This window comes from Cyanobacterium sp. (genome assembly GCF_054166785.1).
In genome coordinates, this window is sequence record NZ_JBSZCP010000057.1 from 77,735 (window position 1) to 97,467 (window position 19,733).

At 38.8% G+C, this 19,733-nt stretch carries 17 protein-coding genes and 1 pseudogene; 8 read left to right on the top strand and 10 right to left on the bottom strand.

Annotated features, from left to right (window positions below):
• The first annotated feature begins 1 nt into the window (after window position 1).
• The 3 genes and pseudogenes from ACXITR_RS11850 to ACXITR_RS11860 form a co-directional block, all read left to right on the top strand.
• Window positions 2–250 carry a 2Fe-2S iron-sulfur cluster-binding protein gene (locus ACXITR_RS11850; RefSeq protein ID WP_457997425.1) on the top strand — a complete coding sequence of 83 codons (249 nt, stop codon included), beginning with the start codon at window positions 2–4 and terminating at the stop codon, window positions 248–250.
• A gap of 24 nt (window positions 251–274) precedes the next feature.
• Window positions 275–736, top strand: coding sequence for a tRNA (cytidine(34)-2'-O)-methyltransferase (locus ACXITR_RS11855; protein ID WP_457997426.1), 462 nt, complete (start codon window positions 275–277; stop codon window positions 734–736).
• 1,186 nt (window positions 737–1,922) lie between these two features.
• Window positions 1,923–2,360 (top strand): annotated as a pseudogene (locus tag ACXITR_RS11860) (M23 family metallopeptidase); the annotation flags it as partial.
• 20 nt (window positions 2,361–2,380) lie between these two features.
• On the opposite strand, the gene ACXITR_RS11865 reads toward ACXITR_RS11860, so the two are convergent.
• Window positions 2,381–3,877, bottom strand: coding sequence for an AAA family ATPase (locus ACXITR_RS11865; RefSeq protein ID WP_457997427.1), 1,497 nt, complete (start codon window positions 3,875–3,877; stop codon window positions 2,381–2,383).
• A gap of 290 nt (window positions 3,878–4,167) precedes the next feature.
• Here ACXITR_RS11865 and ACXITR_RS11870 point away from each other — a divergent pair, with 290 nt between their 5' ends.
• Window positions 4,168–4,881: a cytochrome b/b6 domain-containing protein gene (locus ACXITR_RS11870; RefSeq protein ID WP_457997428.1), complete on the top strand. Its 714-nt coding sequence runs from the start codon at window positions 4,168–4,170 to the stop codon at window positions 4,879–4,881.
• Window positions 4,882–4,975: 94 nt separating this feature from the next.
• On the opposite strand, the gene ACXITR_RS11875 is transcribed toward ACXITR_RS11870, so the two are convergent.
• Both ACXITR_RS11875 and ACXITR_RS11880 read right to left on the bottom strand, forming a co-directional pair.
• Window positions 4,976–6,436, bottom strand: coding sequence for a sodium/glutamate symporter (locus tag ACXITR_RS11875; protein ID WP_457997429.1), 1,461 nt, complete (start codon window positions 6,434–6,436; stop codon window positions 4,976–4,978).
• 23 nt (window positions 6,437–6,459) lie between these two features.
• Complete coding sequence (locus tag ACXITR_RS11880; protein ID WP_457997430.1) at window positions 6,460–7,053, bottom strand: DUF4340 domain-containing protein; 594 nt, start codon at window positions 7,051–7,053, stop codon at window positions 6,460–6,462.
• 186 nt (window positions 7,054–7,239) lie between these two features.
• Here ACXITR_RS11880 and ACXITR_RS11885 point away from each other — a divergent pair, with 186 nt between their 5' ends.
• Both ACXITR_RS11885 and ACXITR_RS11890 read left to right on the top strand, forming a co-directional pair.
• The gene (locus ACXITR_RS11885; protein ID WP_457997431.1) at window positions 7,240–7,905 is read left to right on the top strand and encodes a DUF2834 domain-containing protein; all 666 of its coding nucleotides are present in this window, start codon (window positions 7,240–7,242) and stop codon (window positions 7,903–7,905) included.
• 156 nt (window positions 7,906–8,061) lie between these two features.
• A complete protein-coding gene (locus ACXITR_RS11890; RefSeq protein WP_457997432.1) occupies window positions 8,062–9,675 on the top strand; it encodes a B12-binding domain-containing radical SAM protein in 1,614 nt (537 codons plus the stop codon).
• Between the two features lie 84 nt (window positions 9,676–9,759).
• Here ACXITR_RS11890 and metH read toward each other — a convergent pair whose 3' ends face one another.
• The 4 genes from metH to hemC all read right to left on the bottom strand — a co-directional run bounded on the left by metH (window position 9,760) and on the right by hemC (window position 15,151).
• Window positions 9,760–13,311 carry a methionine synthase gene (gene metH / locus ACXITR_RS11895; protein ID WP_457997433.1) on the bottom strand — a complete coding sequence of 1,184 codons (3,552 nt, stop codon included), beginning with the start codon at window positions 13,309–13,311 and terminating at the stop codon, window positions 9,760–9,762.
• A 91-nt stretch (window positions 13,312–13,402) separates the two neighbouring features.
• Window positions 13,403–13,666 carry a Txe/YoeB family addiction module toxin gene (locus ACXITR_RS11900; RefSeq protein ID WP_457997434.1) on the bottom strand — a complete coding sequence of 88 codons (264 nt, stop codon included), beginning with the start codon at window positions 13,664–13,666 and terminating at the stop codon, window positions 13,403–13,405.
• Window positions 13,663–14,019, bottom strand: a complete 357-nt coding sequence (locus tag ACXITR_RS11905) for a type II toxin-antitoxin system Phd/YefM family antitoxin (protein ID WP_457997435.1) — start codon at window positions 14,017–14,019, stop codon at window positions 13,663–13,665. The genes ACXITR_RS11900 and ACXITR_RS11905 overlap by 4 nt, the downstream gene beginning before the upstream one ends.
• A 169-nt stretch (window positions 14,020–14,188) precedes the next feature.
• A complete protein-coding gene (hemC, locus tag ACXITR_RS11910) occupies window positions 14,189–15,151 on the bottom strand; it encodes a hydroxymethylbilane synthase (protein ID WP_457997436.1) in 963 nt (320 codons plus the stop codon).
• Between the two features lie 167 nt (window positions 15,152–15,318).
• On the opposite strand from hemC, the gene ACXITR_RS11915 reads away from it, so the two are divergent.
• Together ACXITR_RS11915 and ACXITR_RS11920 are read left to right on the top strand one after the other, a co-directional pair.
• Window positions 15,319–16,797, top strand: coding sequence for a SulP family inorganic anion transporter (locus ACXITR_RS11915; RefSeq protein ID WP_457997437.1), 1,479 nt, complete (start codon window positions 15,319–15,321; stop codon window positions 16,795–16,797).
• 161 nt (window positions 16,798–16,958) lie between these two features.
• Entirely contained in the window at window positions 16,959–17,183 is a 225-nt protein-coding gene (locus ACXITR_RS11920; RefSeq protein WP_457997438.1) for a hypothetical protein, read from the top strand.
• A gap of 56 nt (window positions 17,184–17,239) precedes the next feature.
• Here ACXITR_RS11920 and ACXITR_RS11925 read toward each other — a convergent pair whose 3' ends face one another.
• From ACXITR_RS11925 to ACXITR_RS11935, 3 genes are all read right to left on the bottom strand, one after another.
• Window positions 17,240–17,896 (bottom strand): ExbD/TolR family protein, encoded by a 657-nt coding sequence (locus tag ACXITR_RS11925; protein WP_457997439.1) that lies wholly within the window; start codon window positions 17,894–17,896, stop codon window positions 17,240–17,242.
• A gap of 122 nt (window positions 17,897–18,018) precedes the next feature.
• The gene (locus ACXITR_RS11930; RefSeq protein ID WP_457997440.1) at window positions 18,019–18,648 is read right to left on the bottom strand and encodes a MotA/TolQ/ExbB proton channel family protein; all 630 of its coding nucleotides are present in this window, start codon (window positions 18,646–18,648) and stop codon (window positions 18,019–18,021) included.
• Window positions 18,649–18,754: 106 nt separating this feature from the next.
• Entirely contained in the window at window positions 18,755–19,291 is a 537-nt protein-coding gene (locus tag ACXITR_RS11935) for a late competence development ComFB family protein (RefSeq protein WP_457997441.1), read from the bottom strand.
• Between the last annotated feature and the right edge of the window lie 442 nt (window positions 19,292–19,733).

The window sequence follows — 19,733 nt, forward strand, 5'->3', positions numbered from 1 at the left end:
AATGACCATTAAAATTAAATTTTTACCAGATAATGTGACCGCCGAAGCCCAAGCAGGAGAACCAATCCTAGAGGTAGCATCCCGTGCGGGGGTATTTATCCCTACTGGTTGTTTAATGGGGTCTTGTCACGCTTGTGAGGTAGAAATAGGTATAGAAGGGGAAGAAGATGTGATTTGTGCTTGTATCAGTGCCGTACCTGCGGGACAAAAAGAGCTAATAATTAATGTATACTCTGATCCTGTTTGGTAAAAGTTTGATGGAGATTATTTTTTTATGCCTAAGATTGTTTTAGTTCATCCTCAAATTCCCCCCAATACGGGAAATATCGCCAGAACCTGTGCGGGTACAGCCACAGAACTTCATTTAGTAGGGCCTTTAGGGTTTGAAATTAGCGATCGCTACTTGAAACGAGCGGGGTTAGACTATTGGCCCCATGTGAAATTGTCTTACCATAACGACATCGAAGAATTTTTGACCGTGGCAAGAAAAAGAGGTGGACGTTTAATTGGCTACAGTGTCAGGGGAAAACAGGATTATTTAGATTGTGAATATTTAGGGGATGACTGGTTATTATTTGGTAGTGAAACCCAAGGATTGCCCCCAGAGCTTTTGGCACAATGTGATTTGACCAGTTTTATTTCCATGGAAGAAGGTACGGTGCGCAGTTTAAATCTGTCCGTTAGTGTTGCGGTGGTTTTGTTTGAAACCCGTAGGCAATTAAGAAAAAAAATATGAACCAAAAACTCTTTTAGAGAGTCACAAATAAGCGGAACTAATTAGATCACCATTTTATTATTAACTATTCGTTTGATGGTTATTTGATCTTTTTGATCCAAAATGTACATTTACTGATAAATTGAAAACAACCTTTAACATTATTTTAAGATTCAATGACTTTGATGGTGACTTGACAGTAATTTTTTTATTTCTGTTTGTAGTTTTCTGTCTATTATTTTGATTAGTATTAAGTAACAGGAACAAAACGATGAATTTTCAACGAACATCTAACCATGTTTACAAAGGAGCATTTGCGATCGCCCTAGGAATTATTGCCATACCAGAATCAGCATCCGCAGTAGTTATTAATGAGTCATCCATTAGTAGCCCCACCCTTTTAAACAGTAATTCAGAGCAACTAGCTTCCCTGAGTCCAGATAGAGAAAAAATAACAAACACAGAAGCATTTAATCAAAATCCTGAATCATTACAAAGACAAGAATTCGACATTGCCAGTAACCGTAGATTGAAACAACTACTTAGTGCCAATGAACAGCCAGAATTGTCTGCGGTGTTTGAATTAGGTAATGACCAAAAGGCAGAAGATATTAGCTCCCCCCAACACATAAATACCTATCAGGGCAACAACAGGCAAAATAGACCTTCATTAAACTTTAGTCAAAATCAAGAAATCACCACCATCGCTCAATCTTCCCCCGAAGCCATTGCCATCCCCGTAGAAACCGTGAGAGAGGAATCGAGCCAAGGAATTCCCATTCCCGTAATTATTCCCGCATCGGAGACTACACCACAAGATGTTTCCCAGAATCAACCCGTTTTGATTCCCGCCGCCACAGACTTTACTTTAAATGAGAATACCCCTTCTCAAAATTTTGAAGTTAACACCCAAGGCACCTTTACGGAAAATCCCTCTCAAACCGCATCTAATCCCAGAGAGGAGTTCATCCAAAAATATGAGTCCGAATATAGGGACACTGCCGTAGTACCCATTCAAGTACAGAGTTTTACTCCCAACAATCAACCTACTCTAATTTCTAGTCAGGAAACCCCTAATTTCAGTCGTAGAGAATCAGGTAATAATGATCCCACTCAGGTAACTCCCTCCACAGAGGTGGCATCGGTTCCCATTCAGGTGGACTTTTTCAACCCTGCTAATATGCCCCCCCCAGCGGATATTGGCTCTCCCGATCTTCCCTCCCAGCTTAATTCCCCTGATCAGTTTTTACCCGAAGCCCAAAGACCTTTTAATGGCTACATTTGGCCAGCTAGGGGCGTTTTCACTTCTGGATTTGGACCTCGTTGGGGTAGAATGCACCGAGGCATAGACATTGCCGGGCCTGTGGGTACTCCCATTGTGGCAGCAGCCGATGGAGAGGTAATTACCTCTGGTTGGAATTCAGGGGGTTATGGTAACTGGGTACGGATTAGACATGGTGATGGCTCTATTACTCTGTATGCCCACCACAGTCGTAACCATGTTCGGGTGGGACAAAGGGTGAGACAAGGTCAGTTAATCGCCGACATGGGTAGTACAGGATTTAGTACAGGACCTCACCTCCATTTTGAAATTCACCGTGGGGGACAGGCGGTTAATCCGATGAATCACTTGGCTAGAAGATAGTCTGAGTGATTCAGAATACCTTAGTTGTCAATTTTTAACTGATAGTTACGGGAAGCTAAACGGGCTTTCCCAGAAGCAGCCCATTGTTCGAGAAATTCAATTTGTTCTCGGGCAGTACGGGCTAGGGGTATAATCTGACTCGCCGCCATGAGAATGTCATCGGTAATAAAATCACGATTTTGACTAAAGCCTAGGTGCATGGCTTCGATGATGGTTTGTTCTATTTCTGCTCCAGAAAATTCGGGGGTTTCGTAGGCCAGTCTTTTAATGTCAAATTTTTCGAGGTTTTGGGGACGTAGTCGGTGGAGATGAACCGCAAAAATGGCTTCTCTTTCGTCTTGGCTAGGTAATCCCACAAAGAAAATTTCGTCAAATCTTCCTTTTCTTAATACTTCTGCGGGAAGGTTTTGGATATTGTTGGCGGTGGCCACCACAAAAACGGGGCTTTTTTTCTCGGCTAACCAAGTGATAAATGTTCCAAATACTCGGCTAGTGGTGCCTGAGTCCCCCCGTCCGTCTGCCCCGGAAAATCCTTTGTCGATTTCGTCAATCCAGAGGATACAGGGAGAAAGGGCTTCGGCTAGGTTAATCATCTGACGGGTGCGGGATTCTGATTCCCCTACTAAACCCCCAAAAAGTCTGCCCACATCTAGCCTGAGAAGGGGTAAATGCCAGTGATGGGCGATCGCCTTTGCGGTGAGAGATTTCCCTGTGCCTTGGATACCAACCAATAGAAGTCCTCTGGGATAGGGCAGTCCATAGGCCCTTGCTGATTCAGAAAAAGAACCTCCCCTCCTGAGTAACCATTCCTTGAGGTTGTCTAAGCCACCGATGTCGGAGATTTGTTCTTGGGCAGGATAGTAGTCGAGGATTTGAGTTTGTCGTATGGTCTGTTTTTTCTCTTCTAAGATGAGTTCTACGTCTTCGGATTCTAATTTGCCATTTTGGGCGATCGCCCTTGTCAGCACCCTTCTAATGCGTTCTAGGGATAAACCTTGGGCTGCCCGTACCAATTCCGTTAAAAGGTCATCATCCAAGGACTGCCCCACCATTAACCGCTCAATTTCTTCTTTAATTTCCGTGGCTTGGGGAAGGGGAAAGTCAACCACCGTAAAAACTTCCCGTAATTCCGCTGGGAGGTTAACTTCATCGGCAATGATAACTATATTTTTTGGTTGGGCTTTAAGTTTTTTGGCAAGGTTACGTAGTTTGCGGGATATGGATATATCTTCTAAAAATCTCTGAAAGTCTCGCAAAATAAATACTCCCCCTGTATTGGAGGGTAGTTTTTCCAAAAATTCGAGGGCTTGGAGGGGGTTTCGTTTACCAAAATTGCTATTATTAGGGTTATCCTGATAACCTTCTACAAAATCCCACACATAAGTATGACGATTGCCCATGGTTTCTGTTATAGATGCGATCGCCTTTTCAACCCTTTCTTCCTCACTGCTAGAGATATAAATGAGAGGATAACAAGCTCTTAATAATAGGGAAAATTCTCGGTTAAATTCCTTCATTCCAGATTTTGACCAATATTGGATTAAATATTCTTCGCACTCTTCTTAATCTATCATGGGCGTTGGTGAATTAAGGTATGATTTTTAGTTTAGTTCGGCAATGGGCAATGGTAATAATAGTTCTAGTATTATATATTTACTGTAGTTTAATGATGTTTCATACAAAAAAAATAAGCAACACCTTATCATGGTTGAGATGTCCATTTTTTATGGATTATATACAATAAATATAGTAAGTAGTTAAACAGGCTTGATTTAATAATTAAATTCAACATAATTATAGTTTTTTTATGAACAAGAAAAAATCATTACTATATCAACCTTTATTATTAAGAATATTCCATAATTTCCAAGCCATATTCACTATCTTGGCGATGTTTACTGCTTTTTGGACATACAACACCTACGATGACAGATGGGGAAAAATAAGCATTCTTCCTGACTGGAATGCCATTGAGGGTATCCATGGAACTTTTGGTTTATGGAGTTTATTACTATTTCCTGTGTTTACTATTTATATTATCCATCGTGGACAGACAAAATTAGTCCAAAAAAATACATCTAGTCAACTAAAACTATTTAATAAACCTATTTGGTGGTATTCCCTTCATCGTATTATTAACACCCTTAGTATTTTTAGTTTAGTTTTTGCTATTTTTTCAGGAAAAATGATGGATGAAAAATGGTTACCCCAAGGGGAATTAAATCATATCTGGTACTATTTGCATTTAATTTCTCTATTAATAATAACTTTAACCTTAGCTCTACATTTATTAATGAGTATAAAAGTAGGGGGTTATCCTTTACTTTTATCTATGGTAAATCTACACATAAGAGAAAAGGATCATTGGAAATTGTGGAAAGAAAATATTACAAAAAACTCTAGTCAGTGGAAAACCTTAGTAGTTCAAGAATGGACTAAATTATCTATCCATTTTAAGTTATTAGAAATCGTCATTTTATTCTCTATAATTACTGCTTGGATGCTTTCTTTTTTGAAATAGAATAAATCCCATAAAAGATCAATTTCAGGAATAATCCATAAAATTTGATGACAATGAGACGAATCAGCAAAATTAATTTTAGTTAACTGTAAACTTATCCATTAATTTTCTCTGCAATACGTGCTTGTTTAGAGTCTTTTCCAAAAAAGAAAAAACCTAATCCTAACCAAATAACTAATAATGAAGAAGTTAATAAAAGAATAGATAAAGAACCAAACTCATTAATTAAAACAGGGGCAAGAGCCGTAAATAACCCTCCTCCCACAATCGGTTCAAAAAATAATTGCTTGTACGCAAAACTTTCAAAAGCACCCGATTTATTTTCAGGGTCAACCATTCTTAATAATAAAATTCCCGTCGCTGTCACCCCCATAGATTGACCAAAATCACAAATACCACGCTCAAACCAATAACTAGGAATAATTTTAGGGGCGATAAATACAAAAGCAAAAAGATTCCAAATAATTCCCACCGCACTTAATAATATAAAAGGAATAATATTAGTTCCCAATACTTGTAAAGAAATAGATGCTAATGCGGTAACTATAACTATATCAAGGGCTAACCCAGCTAAATTATTTATTAAACGACGATTTATTAATTCGGCTAAACCGAACTTTTCTAAACTAATTTGTACAATAATACCCCCAATTAAAGCAATAGGAAAAAGGGGAATATAATCCATAATATTTGAACCTGTTTGTCCCCTCATCATTGATTCAATCAATTTTAATCCTTCTAAAATTAGCCAACCAATTCCAATCGCTAAACCGACAAAACCGAAGTTTAAAGAAAGGGGATCAATTAGTAAATTTTTATTTAATTTGATTCTTTTTAATTTAACCGTTTCCTCCTTTTCTTTTATTTCCTCTGCTGATAAACCTTCATAGATAGAAAATTTTTGACCTTGACTATTAAAAGTTTTGATGTGTCCTTTTCTTCTACCCCAATTAGCTAGTAACGTGCCTGTAATAATTCCTGAAACAATGCCTATGGTAGCTAATCCTAGGGCTAAATCTGCCCCTTCGGGAAAATCTAAATCTACAAAGGTTTGTTGCATTCCCGCTGCCGTGCCATGCCCTCCCTCAAACGCAATTTCAATCAGACTGCCCACCAGGGGATTCATATTAAAAACGGGTACGAGAATTAGGAGGGTAAGCAAAATTCCCACCACATATTGCCCCCATGCTAAACTTTGACCAAAAATTACTTGGGGTGCTGCTTTTTTCCAAATTTGTTTGGGCTTGGGTATTGATTCTCCGAGAAAAAGGGAGGCAAACACGATATTGATAAAAACTCCGGGGGATTGTTGCCACACGGTGCGAATGGGTTGATTAAATAAACCTCCAGCAAACAAGGCAGTTTCTCCTCCCATATTGGTGATGATTGCCCCTAATACTTCTTGCCCCAATAGTAAGGCTAGAAATCCTGCCACCACGGATTCGGGTAAATATAGTTGTTGAATCCAACGAGCTTTTTGTTTTATAAATCTGGCGATTAAAATTAGGATGGCTAGAATAACGAAGGCAAATAGTGCGTCTCTGAGGTTAAACATAGTTAATGGATATATGATATGGGTTAATTGTCTAACTCTTTCCAATCTTCGTATGGTCTTTCAACGGAAAATAAGAAACTTTTGGACAGGAGAAATATTCCCTCTGATTGGGGGGATGATTCTGGAAATTTTACCAAACCATATACTTGGCTATTGTCAAAGTTACTCCCTCCTATGTTAATTATATATGTCTCTTCATTATCAAGATTTACGGTTATGGTAGCGATAGGTGATTCTAAACCATATTCTGATAGGGATACTTCCCCCATGGGAATTTCTTGCTCTTTGGTGGCTTGGGGAAAAAGATTTAGTAAAAATGAAATGGAAGCATCGTTGGCTTTTCCCTGCTCTGGCTCGACCATTTGCCATGGTTGAATTTCTGCTTCTGTTTTTTCAAAAATAAGGGTTTGGCTATCTTCTAGGCTCTGGGGAGGGTCAATGGTTAAACTTTTAATTTGGTCTATGTCAAAGGGAAAGATTCTATTACCCTGACGCACTAAATTTTCATTTTGATTATTTGTTACATTAGATTGGGAAGCTATTTCTACAATATAAATAATGGAGGCAAGGCTAACAGCAAATATACTTAGTAATATGGTACTGCGATTAAATTTCATATTTTGTCTTGCAGAATTTTGATTTATTTTTCGGTTTAGGTAATGATATAGCTATTTTAGTAAAGTAATGATATGGCCATTTTAATATAATAGGGCAAAAGGTTTAAAGTCTTTATTGTATAAATAGTTGGCAAACAGAGTCTTATATTTTATCAATCAAGTTGATGTTAATTTTATTTTTTTGTTATGGTTAATAAGGTTATTTTTTTTACTATTTGGATTTTATTTATTGGTTATGGATTTTTATTCGCTCCCCCTGATAATCCTGAGACTATGGATTTAATCATCAATCTTTCATCGGGAAATTGGGAAGGAATTAATCCTTATATTATCAGTTTGTTTAATCTGATGGGTATTTTACCGATGATTTATGCTTGTTTACTTTTGGTTGATGGTAGGGGGCAAAAGTTGATGGCGACTCCTTTTTTAGTGGGTAGTTTTTTCCTCGGGGCTTTCTCTTTATTACCTTATTTTGCGTTACGGGAATCTAATACTACTTTTACAGGGGAGAAAACTATATTTATTAAAATTATTGAGAGTAGGTTAACTGCGATCGCCCTTATCATTGGCACTACCATCTTAGTGCTATCAGGAATAAAAGATGGTAATTGGGGAGACTTTGTTTATCAATGGCAAAATAGTAAATTTATCCATATTATGAGCCTTGATTTTTGTGCTTTATGTTTACTTTTTCCTGTACTTATTAAAGATGATTTGACAAGACGTAATATTACTAATCCTGTTTTAAGGGCGATCGCCTTTATTCCCTTATTTGGTACTTTAATTTATATGATATTACGCCCTTCTTTATCTATTGATGAAACTCCTAATAATTCCAAAGTCTTAGCATAAATAATTATCTTTTTAACAAGGGGCTGAAGCCCCTTGCCTGAAACTTGTTACCCCTTGCTCTAAAAAATTATATTTTCATAAAATTTCTCTACAAAAAACTAACTTCATTTAACTATCATTATCCATTCTCAACTATCAATTATCAATTAAAAAAACATGGATCTATTTTCCTCAGAAAAACTACTTTTTACCCCCATCCCAAAAAATGATAATCCCATCTCCCTTGTCTATGCCTTTCCCAATGAATATACCGTAGGAATTACCAGCCTAGGTTATCAATTAATCTGGGCAAACTTTTCCACCCGTGAAGATGTAGAAGTAACCCGTTTATTTACCGATATTGAAGAAAAATTACCCCGTCATCCCGAAATAGTTGGATTTTCTTTTTCGTGGGAATTAGATTATGTTAATATTCTTGATTTATTAGAAAAATTACAAATTCCTATTTATGCTAAAGATAGAACTGAAAATCATCCTTTAATATTTGGCGGAGGTCCTGTTTTAACCGCTAATCCTGAACCCTTTGCCGAATTTTTTGATGTAATTTTGTTAGGAGATGGGGAAAATTTAATAGATAACTTTATTGATAGTTTCCAAGAAATTAGAAACGGTAATAGGGAAGAAAAACTAATCCATTTAGCCCAAACTCCCGGGATTTATTGCCCCAATTTGTATCATGTAGAGTATGAAGATATTACAGGAAAAATAAAATCTATTACTCCTATTAATGAGCGTATTCCTGCGGTGGTAGAAAAACAAACCTATCGAGGCAATGTGTTATCGGCTTCTACTGTCGTCACCGAAAAAGCGGCATGGGAAAATATTTTCATGGTGGAAGTGGTGCGTAGTTGCCCTGAAATGTGTCGTTTCTGTTTGGCTAGTTATCTTACTTTACCATTTCGTACCGCCAGTTTGGAAGGTTCGTTAATTCCTGCCATTGAAAGGGGTTTACAATATACAAATCGCTTGGGCTTACTAGGGGCTTCGGTTACTCAGCATCCTGAGTTTGAGGAGTTACTAAATTATATTATGAAACCGAAATATGATGATGTGCGCCTTAGTATTGCCTCGGTGCGGACGAATACGGTGACGGAAAAATTAGCCCAAACCCTTACTAAAAGGGATACTAAGTCTATTACCATCGCCATTGAAAGTGGTTCGGCAAAAATTCGCCAAATTATTAATAAAAAGTTGGAAAATGAGGAGATTATCCAAGCGTCTATTAATGCGGAAAAGGGAGGTTTGAAAGCCATTAAGTTTTATGGCATGGTGGGTTTACCCCAAGAGGATAATAGTGATTTGGATGCCACGGTTGAGATGATGAGGGCGGTTAAGAAGGCTTCCCCACGGTTAAAAACTACCCTCGGTTGCAGTACGTTTGTTCCTAAAGCCCATACTCCTTTCCAGTGGTTTGGGGTAAATAAACAGTCGAAAAAGCGTTTACAGTATTTACAAAAAAATTTGGCAAAGGCAGGGGTCGATTTTCGTCCAGAGAGTTATAATTGGTCTGTAATTCAAGGGTTAATGTCTAGGGGCGATCGGCGCTTAAGTAAGTTGTTATTATTAACTCGTATTTATGGGGATACTCTGGGTAGTTATAAACGGGCATTTAAGGAATTAAAAGGGGAGTTACCTAGTTTAGATTACTATGTCCATGATAATTGGGAATTAGAGCAAGTTTTACCCTGGAGTCACCTAAAAACAGCCCTCCCCGATGAGACTTTAATTAAACATCTCCAGATGTCTTTACCCGACGGGGTATTAAAGTAGTGCTAGGCCAAACAAAATTCACAGTGAGTAAGATTATTATTTGTTTCCCGTAGGGTGGGCAATGCCCACCAAAATCTCACCCACCTAAGCACTAAAATACTTAGCCACTGGATGATAACAAATAATAGCACTGGTGGACTGTTCGGGGTATATTTGTTCAGACTCATCCATATACATACCAATACGCTTAGTATCCAATAAATCTAACTGCACATATTGATCTAACATATTAGGACAAGCAGGATAACCAAAACTATACCGTGAACCCTGATAACGTTGCTTAAACATCTCCCGAATATTATCAGGCTCTAAATCCCCAAAACCCAACTCCCGACGAATCCTTGCATGACACCATTCCGCCATGGCTTCTGCCGTTTGTACCGCCATACCATGGTAATAGAGATAGTTGGTATATTCATCCTTGGCAAAAAGTTTTTGGGCGTACTCCGTGGCAATCTCACCCACCGTTACCGCCTGCATCGGGAAAACATCGATTATGTCCGAATCCTTAGAAGCGAAAAAGTCGGCAATGCATAGCCTTTTAGCAGACTTTTGACGGGGAAACTCAAACTTAGCAATTTCTTCCCTAGCCTCTGGATTTTCAGGGTTATAAATATATAAAGTATTACCCTCCGATTGACAGGGAAAATAACCATAAATTAGGGTAGGATGTAAAAGATTTTCTAGTTTTATTTTTGCTTTCCATTCCTCCAAAATAGGATAAACTTGTTCAGCTAAAAACTCATTATATTCCTCCCTTGGTTGCCCTTGAGGTTTGCGGAATTGCCACTGCCCTGCGAACAATGCTTGTAAGTCTAAATACCAAAAAAGATCATCAAAATCAAACTCATCAGGATACATAATTTTTGTACCCCAAAAAGGAGGAGTAGGACGTTCAATATTAGGATCAATAGCCTCACTTCTGAGAGTATCAATTACCTTAACTTCTTCCTTCTCCTGCTCTTTTTTCTCTTCTTTTTGTACCTCTCCCGAATCATCAAAATTACGACCTTTAAAGAGATTATTTTCCTCCTCAAATGTGCCAAAAAAGCCTTCTAAATTATCCCATTGCTTACTATTTTTAGCAGGCATTAATTTGTCCATAAAATGTAAATCAGCAAAAGCATCCTTACCATAAACAACTTTACCGTTATAAACATTTTGACAGTCTTCATAGACAAATTTTGGAGTTAAAGCAGCCCCACCCAAGATAACAGGAACATTAATTCCCTCTTGGTTAAATGTTTCTAAATTATCTTTCATAAAAGCGGTAGATTTTACCAACAAACCACTCATAGCAATACAGTCAGCATTACATTCTCTATAGGCTTGAATAATATTTTCTACGGGTTGTTTAATCCCAATATTAACTACTTTATAACCATTATTAGAAAGAATAATATCTACTAAATTTTTACCAATATCATGAACATCTCCTTTTACGGTGGCAATTAAAAATGTACCTTTTCCATTACTATTTGTATCCGCTTTATCCATAAAAGGTTCAAGGAAAGCTACCGCCGATTTCATGGTTTGGGCAGACTGTAAAACAAAGGGTAACTGCATTTGTCCACTACCAAATAATTCCCCCACAACCTTCATGCCATCTAATAAATAAATGTTGATAATATCTAAAGGAGGGTACTTTTCTAGGGCTATATTTAAAGCATCTTCTAAACCAATTCTTTCCCCTTCAATAATATGTTGTTTAAGTCTTTCTTCGATGGGTAAATCAGCCACATTTTTCTTGTTGCTTTTCGTGGTTTTCCCCTGAAATAAAGTGGTTAATTTTCCTAGGGGGTCATAGCTACAAATATCCCCATCAAATTTTCTATTATCATAGATTAGGTCTAGGCATATTTCTAAGACTTCTTTATCTATTTTCGCTAATGGTAGTATTTTATTAGGAGAAACGATCGCACCATCCATCCCTACCTGCATCGCCTCATGGAGAAACACCGAGTTTAAAACCTGACGCGCCGCCGCATTCAACCCAAAGGAAATATTAGAAACCCCCAACATAAAATGACATTCGGGAAAATCTGCATGGATGCGCTTGATAGATTCGATGGTAGCCTTACCATTTTCCCTATCCTCCTCAATCCCCGTAGAAATAGGCAAAGCAAGGGTATCAAAAAAGATTTCATGGGCTGGAATACCAAATTTAAGGGCATCATTATAAGCACGTTTAGCAATCTCATATTTTTTGTCCGCCGTGCGCGCCATCCCATCCTCATCGATAGTACCAATTACTACCCCAGCCCCGTATTGCTTGGCTAACTCCAACACCTTAAAAAATCTTTCCTCTCCATCCTCATAGTTAGTGGAGTTGAGGATACATTTACCCCCTGCCACCTTTAACCCTGCCTCCATTTTTTGCCATTCCGTGGAGTCTAACATGAGGGGAAGGGTGACATTGTTAACCAGACGGGAAGCCAATTCGTGCATATCTTTTTCCCCATCACGCCCCACATAATCCACGTTAACATCGAGGATGTGCGCCCCTTCTTTGACTTGACTTTTAGCAAGGGAGACTAAACCATCCCAATCTTCAGCATTGAGCATATCACGGCATTTTTTCGAGCCACTGGCGTTAAGTCTTTCTCCCACAATCAAAAATGAGTTATCTTGATGGTAGGGTTGAGTACCATAAATGGAGGCGGCGGAAGGCTCATAATTGTAATGGCGCTTTTTAGGTTTTAGGGTACTAGCAATTTCTGCCAAGGCTTTGATATGATCAGGACGAGTACCACAACAACCCCCAATAATTTGTACTCCCAAGTCTTCAATAAAGTGCATTAGGTGCATTTTTAATTCGATGGGAGAAAGTTTGTAGTGCGCTTGTCCGCCTACGTTTTCGGGTAAACCTGCATTGGGTACACAGGAGACGATAAAGGGGGAATTTTCGCTTAAATACTTGATGTGGGGTTTCATCAAATCAGGCCCAGTGGCACAGTTTAGCCCTAAAATATCGATAGGATAAGGCTCAAGGATAGCAAGGGCTGCGCTGATTTCTGTACCTACTAGCATGGTACCCATGGTTTCCATGGTGACGGATACCATCAGGGGTAGTCTTTCTCCTTTTTCTTTAAATACTTCTTCGATGGCATTGAGGGCTGCTTTTATTTGTAGTACGTCTTGACAGGTTTCTAAAAGAAGCAAGTCGGCACCCCCATCGTATAACCCCTGAATTTGGGTTACATAGGCATCCTTAAGGCTATCATAGTCGATGTGTCCGAGGGTGGGTAGTTTTGTCCCCGGGCCAATACTTCCTGCCACAAAACGGGGTTTTTCAGGGGTGGAATATTCTTGGGCAACTCGTTTGGCTAATGCGGTGGCGGTTTTGTTTAGGTAATAGGATTGATCGGCGAGGTCATATTCTGCTAATACTAGGGGTGTACCCCCAAAGGTGTCGGTTTCGATGACATCTGCCCCTGCTTCAAGAAATCCTCTATGGACGGTTTCTACTGCTTCTGGTTTGGTATGGACTAGATATTCGTTACATCCTTCATATTCTGCTCCTCCAAAGTCTTCGGCGCTGAGGTTTTGTACTTGCAGATTTGTACCCATGGCACCATCAAATACTAGCACGGGGCGATCGCTGCTATGGAGTCTTTCTAAGAATAGGCTTTTCATGGAGTAGTTATTTATTTATAATTGCTTCTATAAGTTATGTATATTAACTACTTTAGCTTATTTGAGGGCAATGATTAGATTAGACGTAGATTCATTTTCGATAGTGATAACGACAACTCACCACTCTGATATAGTCGTCTTTCACTTCTTGAACTAAACGATGTTCTTGAGTAATACGTCTTGACCAAAAACCTGATAAATTAAGGCGTAACATCTCAGGTTTTCCTTTTCCCGTAAAAGGATTGTCGGGCAATGTTTCAATTAATTCCATAGTTTTTAAAGCAATTCGTTTATCTTGTTGAATCCACCATTTCAAATCTTCCACGGCTTGTATATCCAGTAAAATATTTCTCATCCCATTAATTCATTTTTGACCTGTTGCCATGGGGTAGCGAAGTCTGGGGTACGATTCACAGCTTGTAGTAATTTTTCTGCGTTGACTGGATTACTTAACAAATATAATGTTTCTACCATGCTATTGTAATCTTCTAGGGCAACCTCCAAACGAGTTATATACACTTCATTATGCTGTCTTGTTTCTATTTCCTGAGAAGATGCGGTTTTGAAAAACAGTTCTAGTGCTTCTTTAAGATTATTTCTAGCTTCTTCAATATTATCCCCTTGACTAGCAATATCAAATTCAGGGCAAAGGGAGACATAACCATCTCCTTCTTTTTCAATAATTGCCGTTAGTTGTTGGTATTTCATTCTAAGAGTGTTGAGTTAATTCATTTATGATAATGATAGCTTAACCCTAATCATAAATTTATCCAGAATGGATATAACAATCATCAAATACTAGTATAGAGCGATCGCCCTTTCGCCGTAGGTTACCATAAAAGAATGTAGAGACGAAATCGCCCCTACAACATAAAAATTAACGATCTATTTCCGCAAGGATAGCTGCTAAAATTTCCCCTGCACCCTGACTTTTTAGTTTTTCAGCTAATTCTTGACCTATTTTTTCAGCATTGGTGCGATCGCCCGTTACACTATCCTTAAGTAACTGTTGACCATCCAAACTTGCTACCATACCCACAAGGGTTAACTGATTCCCTTCAATGGAAGTATTAACTCCGATAGGCACTTGACAACCCCCCTCTAACACCCGTAAAAAAGAGCGCTCGGCGAGAGTACAATCAAGGGTATCTTGATCTTGAATTGCTTTAATAATTTCTAAAACAGCTTCATCCCCCGTGCGACACTCGATACCTAAAGCCCCTTGCCCCACGGCATGGAGGGAGATTTCACTAGGGATAACCTGATGGATGCGATCGCCCATATCCAACCTTTCTAACCCTGCTACGGCCAAAATAATAGCATCATATTCCCCCGCATCCAACTTGGCTAAACGGGTATTTACATTACCACGGACATCCTTAAAAGTAAGATGGGGGTAGTGGTGGCGTAATTGGGCAAGACGACGTAAAGAAGAAGTACCAATCACCGCGCCTTCGGGCAGGGTATCTAACTGTTTATCCTTGTGTTTTTCATTGACAACTAAAGCATCAGCGGGGTTTACCCTTTTCGTAACACAACCCAACATCAAGCCATCGGGTAAATTGGTAGGTAAATCTTTTAAAGAATGTACAGCAAAATCAACCTCTTTATTAATCATGCCCAATTCCAATTCCTTGGTAAATAAACCCTTATCACCAATTTTTGCCAAGGCAACATCAAGGATTTTATCCCCTTGGGTACTCATTTTTTCCACCTCAAAATCCACCTCAGGAAAATGGGTTTCTAATTCTTTCTTTACCCAGTAGGTTTGAACCAAAGCCAAATTACTTTTACGAGTACCAATTACTATAGTACGTTCACTATCATTAGATGTGGTCATATAAACAGTTTTTATAGAAATTTTTAACGACTCGATCTAGGTTATCAGAAAAAAGGTTCTAAAACCCCTAACTGTTACGGTAGGTTAATGATGATAGTTGTTTTTTGTGTAAAGTTTTGTGATACGATTAAACTTTCCCCGTGTCAAAAATAGAGAGAGACGAGGAAATGATTAACACATTTAACCTACAAAGGGAATGGTTTTCCAATGTTAAAGAAGATCTCTTAGCCGGTGCTGTGGTAGGTCTAGCCTTGATTCCAGAGGCGATCGCCTTTTCTATCATAGCAGGGGTTGACCCTAAAGTTGGTTTATATGCTTCATTCATCATAGCAGTAACCACCGCATTTTTGGGAGGTCGTCCTGGTTCTATTTCTGCTGCCACAGGGGCGATCGCCCTTTTAACGGTAAACTTAGTAAAAGATTATGGTATCGAATATCTTTTTGCTGCCACCTTAGTCACAGGAATTGTCCAACTTATCTTTGGTATTCTAAAACTAGGAAAACAGATGAAGTACGTACCTAGGGCGGTGATGATGGGTTACATTAATGCCCTCGGAATCCTCATTTTCTTAGCACAACTCCCCCAGTTAATCGACGTACCCTCCGCCGTATATGCCATTACCATTGGCTCATTGCTAATTATTTACATCTTACCCCGATTTACTCAAGTTGTACCCTCTCCTTTAGTGGCCCTATTGGTTGCTACGATAGTTACCGTGGTTTTTGACCTAGATGTTAACTTGGGAGTGCCTACAGTAGGAGACATGGGAGAATTACCCGCTACATTACCCTTTTTCCGTTTACCTGATGTTCCTTTCAATTTAGAAACCCTACAAATTATTTTACCTACCTCCTTAACCATGGCATTGGTGGGTTTACTAGCATCATTCCTCACCGCTGCTTTGGTGGATGAGTTAACCGATACCCCCAGTAATAAAAACCAAGAAGCTAAGGGGCAAGGCATCGCCAATATTATTACTTCCTTTTTTGGGGGGATGGCGGGATGTGGCATGATTGGGCAGTCCGTCATTAATGTGCAGTCGGGAGGTAGAGGCCGACTTTCTACCTTTTCAGCGGGGGTGTTTCTTTTATTTGCTATTTTGGTATTACAACAATGGGTGCAAAGAATGCCCATGGGGGCTTTGGTGGCGGTAATGATTATGGTATCTGTGGGTACTATTCGTTGGTCATCTTTTAAGAATATTAAACGTACTCCCCCTAATGAAACCGTGGTGATGTTGACTACTATGATTGTCACGGTAGTTACCAGCAATTTTGCCCTTGGGGTGATTACGGGTATTATTTTAAGAACTATCTTTTTTTCTAATCAAATTGCAGAGTTGGTATTTGTGGAAAAGGTATTGGATGAGGAAGACTCCCTGTGTACTTATAATGTATCGGGTCAAATTTTCTTTGTTTCTATCGAAGAATTTTATAGTAAGTTCGATTTTGATGATTTGGTGACTAAGGTAGTTATTAATTTAACCCATGCTCATCTTTGGGATCAAGGGGCGATCGCCGCTTTGGACAAAGTGATGATCAAATTTCGTCGTAATGGTGCTGATGTAGAGTTAATCGGCTTAAATGAAGCTAGTGCCAACTTACTCAAAAATCTTGGTACTTGTGAACTACCCTCCCTTAGGTAGTTGAAGGTAGGGCTTCATCGTTTTTATTGGTCGAAAATTCATCCCCACCCTAAAAGAGAATGGGGAATTCTTGTCAACATTTCGTTAAAAAAACATCCGATAACGGTCAATTGTTTGTTTTCGGTAAAATCAAGAAAACAAAGAAAAAACTTATAACCAATATGGAAGCCTTTTCCCGTAGCGCCCCAGAATGGACTTATCAAGCCACCCACGCCCTCAGTTTTTGTTGTCCCCGTTGCGGTGCATCTTCCCGACAAGCCACTAAAGTATGGCTCAACCGTCATGCTCCCGTGATTATGGACAACTACGAACGCAAATGGCAAGAATTTTATGCCTGTGAATGTGAGCAGGTGTGGTGGGCATGGAGTTGTGATCGACAAAATTGATTTCTTGGCGATCGCCCCTTAGTTCAAAAACCCACCAATCAACCATTTCCAGAACCCTAAAAAGATGGAGGAGAATCAAGAGCAGGGGGTAAAGGAATCGGAGAAGAAGGCATATCACCCCCCCCATTACCACTATCAGGTACTAAATTATTAGTATCAGGGAGTAAATTATTACTATCAGGATTAAGATAAGGATTCACCCCCGGAGTAGGAGTTTGATTTTCCGTAGGAATTTGGGAGTTACCCGCCAAAGTAGCCAACGCTACGCGATCGCCCCCTACCTCCTTCAACATATCCAAAACCTCAACCACCTGACTATAACGCACATCCTCGGAAGCATGAAGTACCATTAGCCCTGAAGGATTAATCGTATTATAATTTTTGATAGCACTATAAAGCTGAACTTGGCTCACTGGTTGCTTTTCCAAATAAAGCTGTCCCTGATTATCAAGGGCTACCACCAACATTTCCCGCATCTGTGCCGTGCCCGTCGTTGCCCTAGGTAAATTCAAATTAATAGCCTGTTGCCGAGAAAAACCCACCGCCGCCAAAATGAAAAACGTCAAAATACAAAAAATGACATCAATCATAGGGACAATCTCAATTCTAACCTCCTGCTGAGTATTCATATCCCCCCACAACTTGAGAGGGCGAGGAGCATACTTTTGAGAAGAATTCTTCTTTTCCCTCTTTGATAAAGGTATTTGTGCCATAAATATATAAATAGTAAAAACTTTACTTTCAATACAACAGTTCCAATAGCAGTATTACACCACCACATACATGTGCCACTAATTATAAACCATCAAAATTTAATTGCCCGTGACAGCACTCTCTACTCATCCAAACTCCACTTTAGACGATAAATTAACTCCAAATCACTTCCTGCCTTCCGAAAAATTCTGACCTGATTAGCCCAAAAAGCCTGAAAAAGTCGGTAAAATACCACCGCAATAATAGCCACCACCAAACCCACCGCCGTAGAAATCAAAGACTCACCAATACCAAGAGTTACCCCCGTAGTCGAAGCAGTCCCCAAATCACTCAAAGAAATAGAACCCAAAGAGCGAATTAAACCCAAAACCGTACCCAATAAACCCAGAAGAGGAGATAAAGCAATTACCCCTTCCAAAATTTTATCCCCCTTACGCATTTGCGAAAGCTCATCATCCGCCCCCGTTTCAAGGGCAAGGTGAAATACTTCAGGATCTGGATTGTCCAACTGCAAAGGAGTATTGAGATATTTTCCTAAAGGATGATTACGATAACGGGAAGCAATCTCTCCAGCTTTGCCCCAATTTGTTGTTGCTGCATCCATAATCGAATTTAAAATTTGTTCCTCCTTCACTAAGACCTTAGACCAAAACCAAATGCGTTCCACAATAGTTCCTAAAGCGAGAATCGATAAGAATAACAAAGGCCAAATGGAAAATCCACCCTTTTCTATTAGTTCTGCTAGTGTCACCGTTAATATAGTTCCTTTTTTAACAATTTAAAATACATCACTAAATTATTAATGATTTATTATCGATTATCAATGATCACACAGAATTGAAAAAAATGGGGAAATTTTAATCATACCAACGAACACTTTTACTCTGCATCAATCCCTGACCGTCTTCTTCCCAATAAAAATCTAGTAAATAGTAAAGTTTAACTATCTCTGCAGTGGTAATTTCCTTATTCTGTATCTTATTCAAAAAATTTTCCATAAACTCCACAATCAAAGACAATTCCTCTTTAGGTACATCCTCATCAAATTTAGTTAAAGTTCTTCTAGCATCGGAAATAATATCTTCTCTATCACTAGCTATGGGTGTTGATTTTCTGAGGGGATCTCGTTCAACGGCAGCAAATCCCTGAGTCACAGCCTGATGTATTTCTTTTTTATATTTAATAATTGCTCTTCTTTTTTGTTTTTGAATCCCTTCTGTCGAAGAAGCGTATAAACTCGGGAGACGATTGAGAGCGAAAGTTGCTACTTCCAAAGGGTTAATATATTCTCTAACCGTTGGATTAATTGTTTTGTTGTGAACTAATTGATATTCTATTTCCTCATCAACCAATATTTCCATCACATTTTTATAGGTCTGCTTTTCTTTCGTCATGGTTTGAGACAGTTATTTTAATCTTGGAATTAGTTATTTTTTTGTACAGCACACACAAAACTTTATTTACTAATATTCAAACAAAGTTCAGAGAGCCTGGTTAGTAATGTTACAACAAGGAGTTTTTTTGTTTTATTTCACCCCCCTATTATACTGTGAACTCGACCTAAAGCGAAGTCATTACCAGTAAAACACAACTTTAAAAAATAAATGTTAGAATTCAAAATGAATTTTTACTATTACGATATAACCAATTAAGTTCATGAAAATGTTGTCTTTGTTGGGGATTTTTAGCTCTTTATTTACCAAAAATAATGGGTCTAAAGCCTCGCCCTTTTAGGGGGACTTGAACAAACAAAAGGCGATTAGCCTACTCTTTTAATCTTATTCTCCTTATAAAATCTCTCACTACCTCTGTTTGATTTCTCCCTGTTTGTTCACA

Bases quoted from the DNA above. Each gene is read 5' to 3' on its own strand.
- ACXITR_RS11850 (WP_457997425.1), top strand. From the start codon at position 2: ATGACCATTAAAATTAAATTTTTACCAGATAATGTGACCGCCGAAGCC.
- ACXITR_RS11855 (WP_457997426.1), top strand. From the start codon at position 275: ATGCCTAAGATTGTTTTAGTTCATCCTCAAATTCCCCCCAATACGGGA.
- ACXITR_RS11865 (WP_457997427.1), bottom strand. From the start codon at position 3,877: ATGAAGGAATTTAACCGAGAATTTTCCCTATTATTAAGAGCTTGTTAT.
- ACXITR_RS11870 (WP_457997428.1), top strand. From the start codon at position 4,168: ATGAACAAGAAAAAATCATTACTATATCAACCTTTATTATTAAGAATA.
- ACXITR_RS11875 (WP_457997429.1), bottom strand. From the start codon at position 6,436: ATGTTTAACCTCAGAGACGCACTATTTGCCTTCGTTATTCTAGCCATC.
- ACXITR_RS11880 (WP_457997430.1), bottom strand. From the start codon at position 7,053: ATGAAATTTAATCGCAGTACCATATTACTAAGTATATTTGCTGTTAGC.
- ACXITR_RS11885 (WP_457997431.1), top strand. From the start codon at position 7,240: ATGGTTAATAAGGTTATTTTTTTTACTATTTGGATTTTATTTATTGGT.
- ACXITR_RS11890 (WP_457997432.1), top strand. From the start codon at position 8,062: ATGGATCTATTTTCCTCAGAAAAACTACTTTTTACCCCCATCCCAAAA.
- metH (WP_457997433.1), bottom strand. From the start codon at position 13,311: ATGAAAAGCCTATTCTTAGAAAGACTCCATAGCAGCGATCGCCCCGTG.
- ACXITR_RS11900 (WP_457997434.1), bottom strand. From the start codon at position 13,666: ATGAGAAATATTTTACTGGATATACAAGCCGTGGAAGATTTGAAATGG.
- ACXITR_RS11905 (WP_457997435.1), bottom strand. From the start codon at position 14,019: ATGAAATACCAACAACTAACGGCAATTATTGAAAAAGAAGGAGATGGT.
- hemC (WP_457997436.1), bottom strand. From the start codon at position 15,151: ATGACCACATCTAATGATAGTGAACGTACTATAGTAATTGGTACTCGT.
- ACXITR_RS11915 (WP_457997437.1), top strand. From the start codon at position 15,319: ATGATTAACACATTTAACCTACAAAGGGAATGGTTTTCCAATGTTAAA.
- ACXITR_RS11920 (WP_457997438.1), top strand. From the start codon at position 16,959: ATGGAAGCCTTTTCCCGTAGCGCCCCAGAATGGACTTATCAAGCCACC.
- ACXITR_RS11925 (WP_457997439.1), bottom strand. From the start codon at position 17,896: ATGGCACAAATACCTTTATCAAAGAGGGAAAAGAAGAATTCTTCTCAA.
- ACXITR_RS11935 (WP_457997441.1), bottom strand. From the start codon at position 19,291: ATGACGAAAGAAAAGCAGACCTATAAAAATGTGATGGAAATATTGGTT.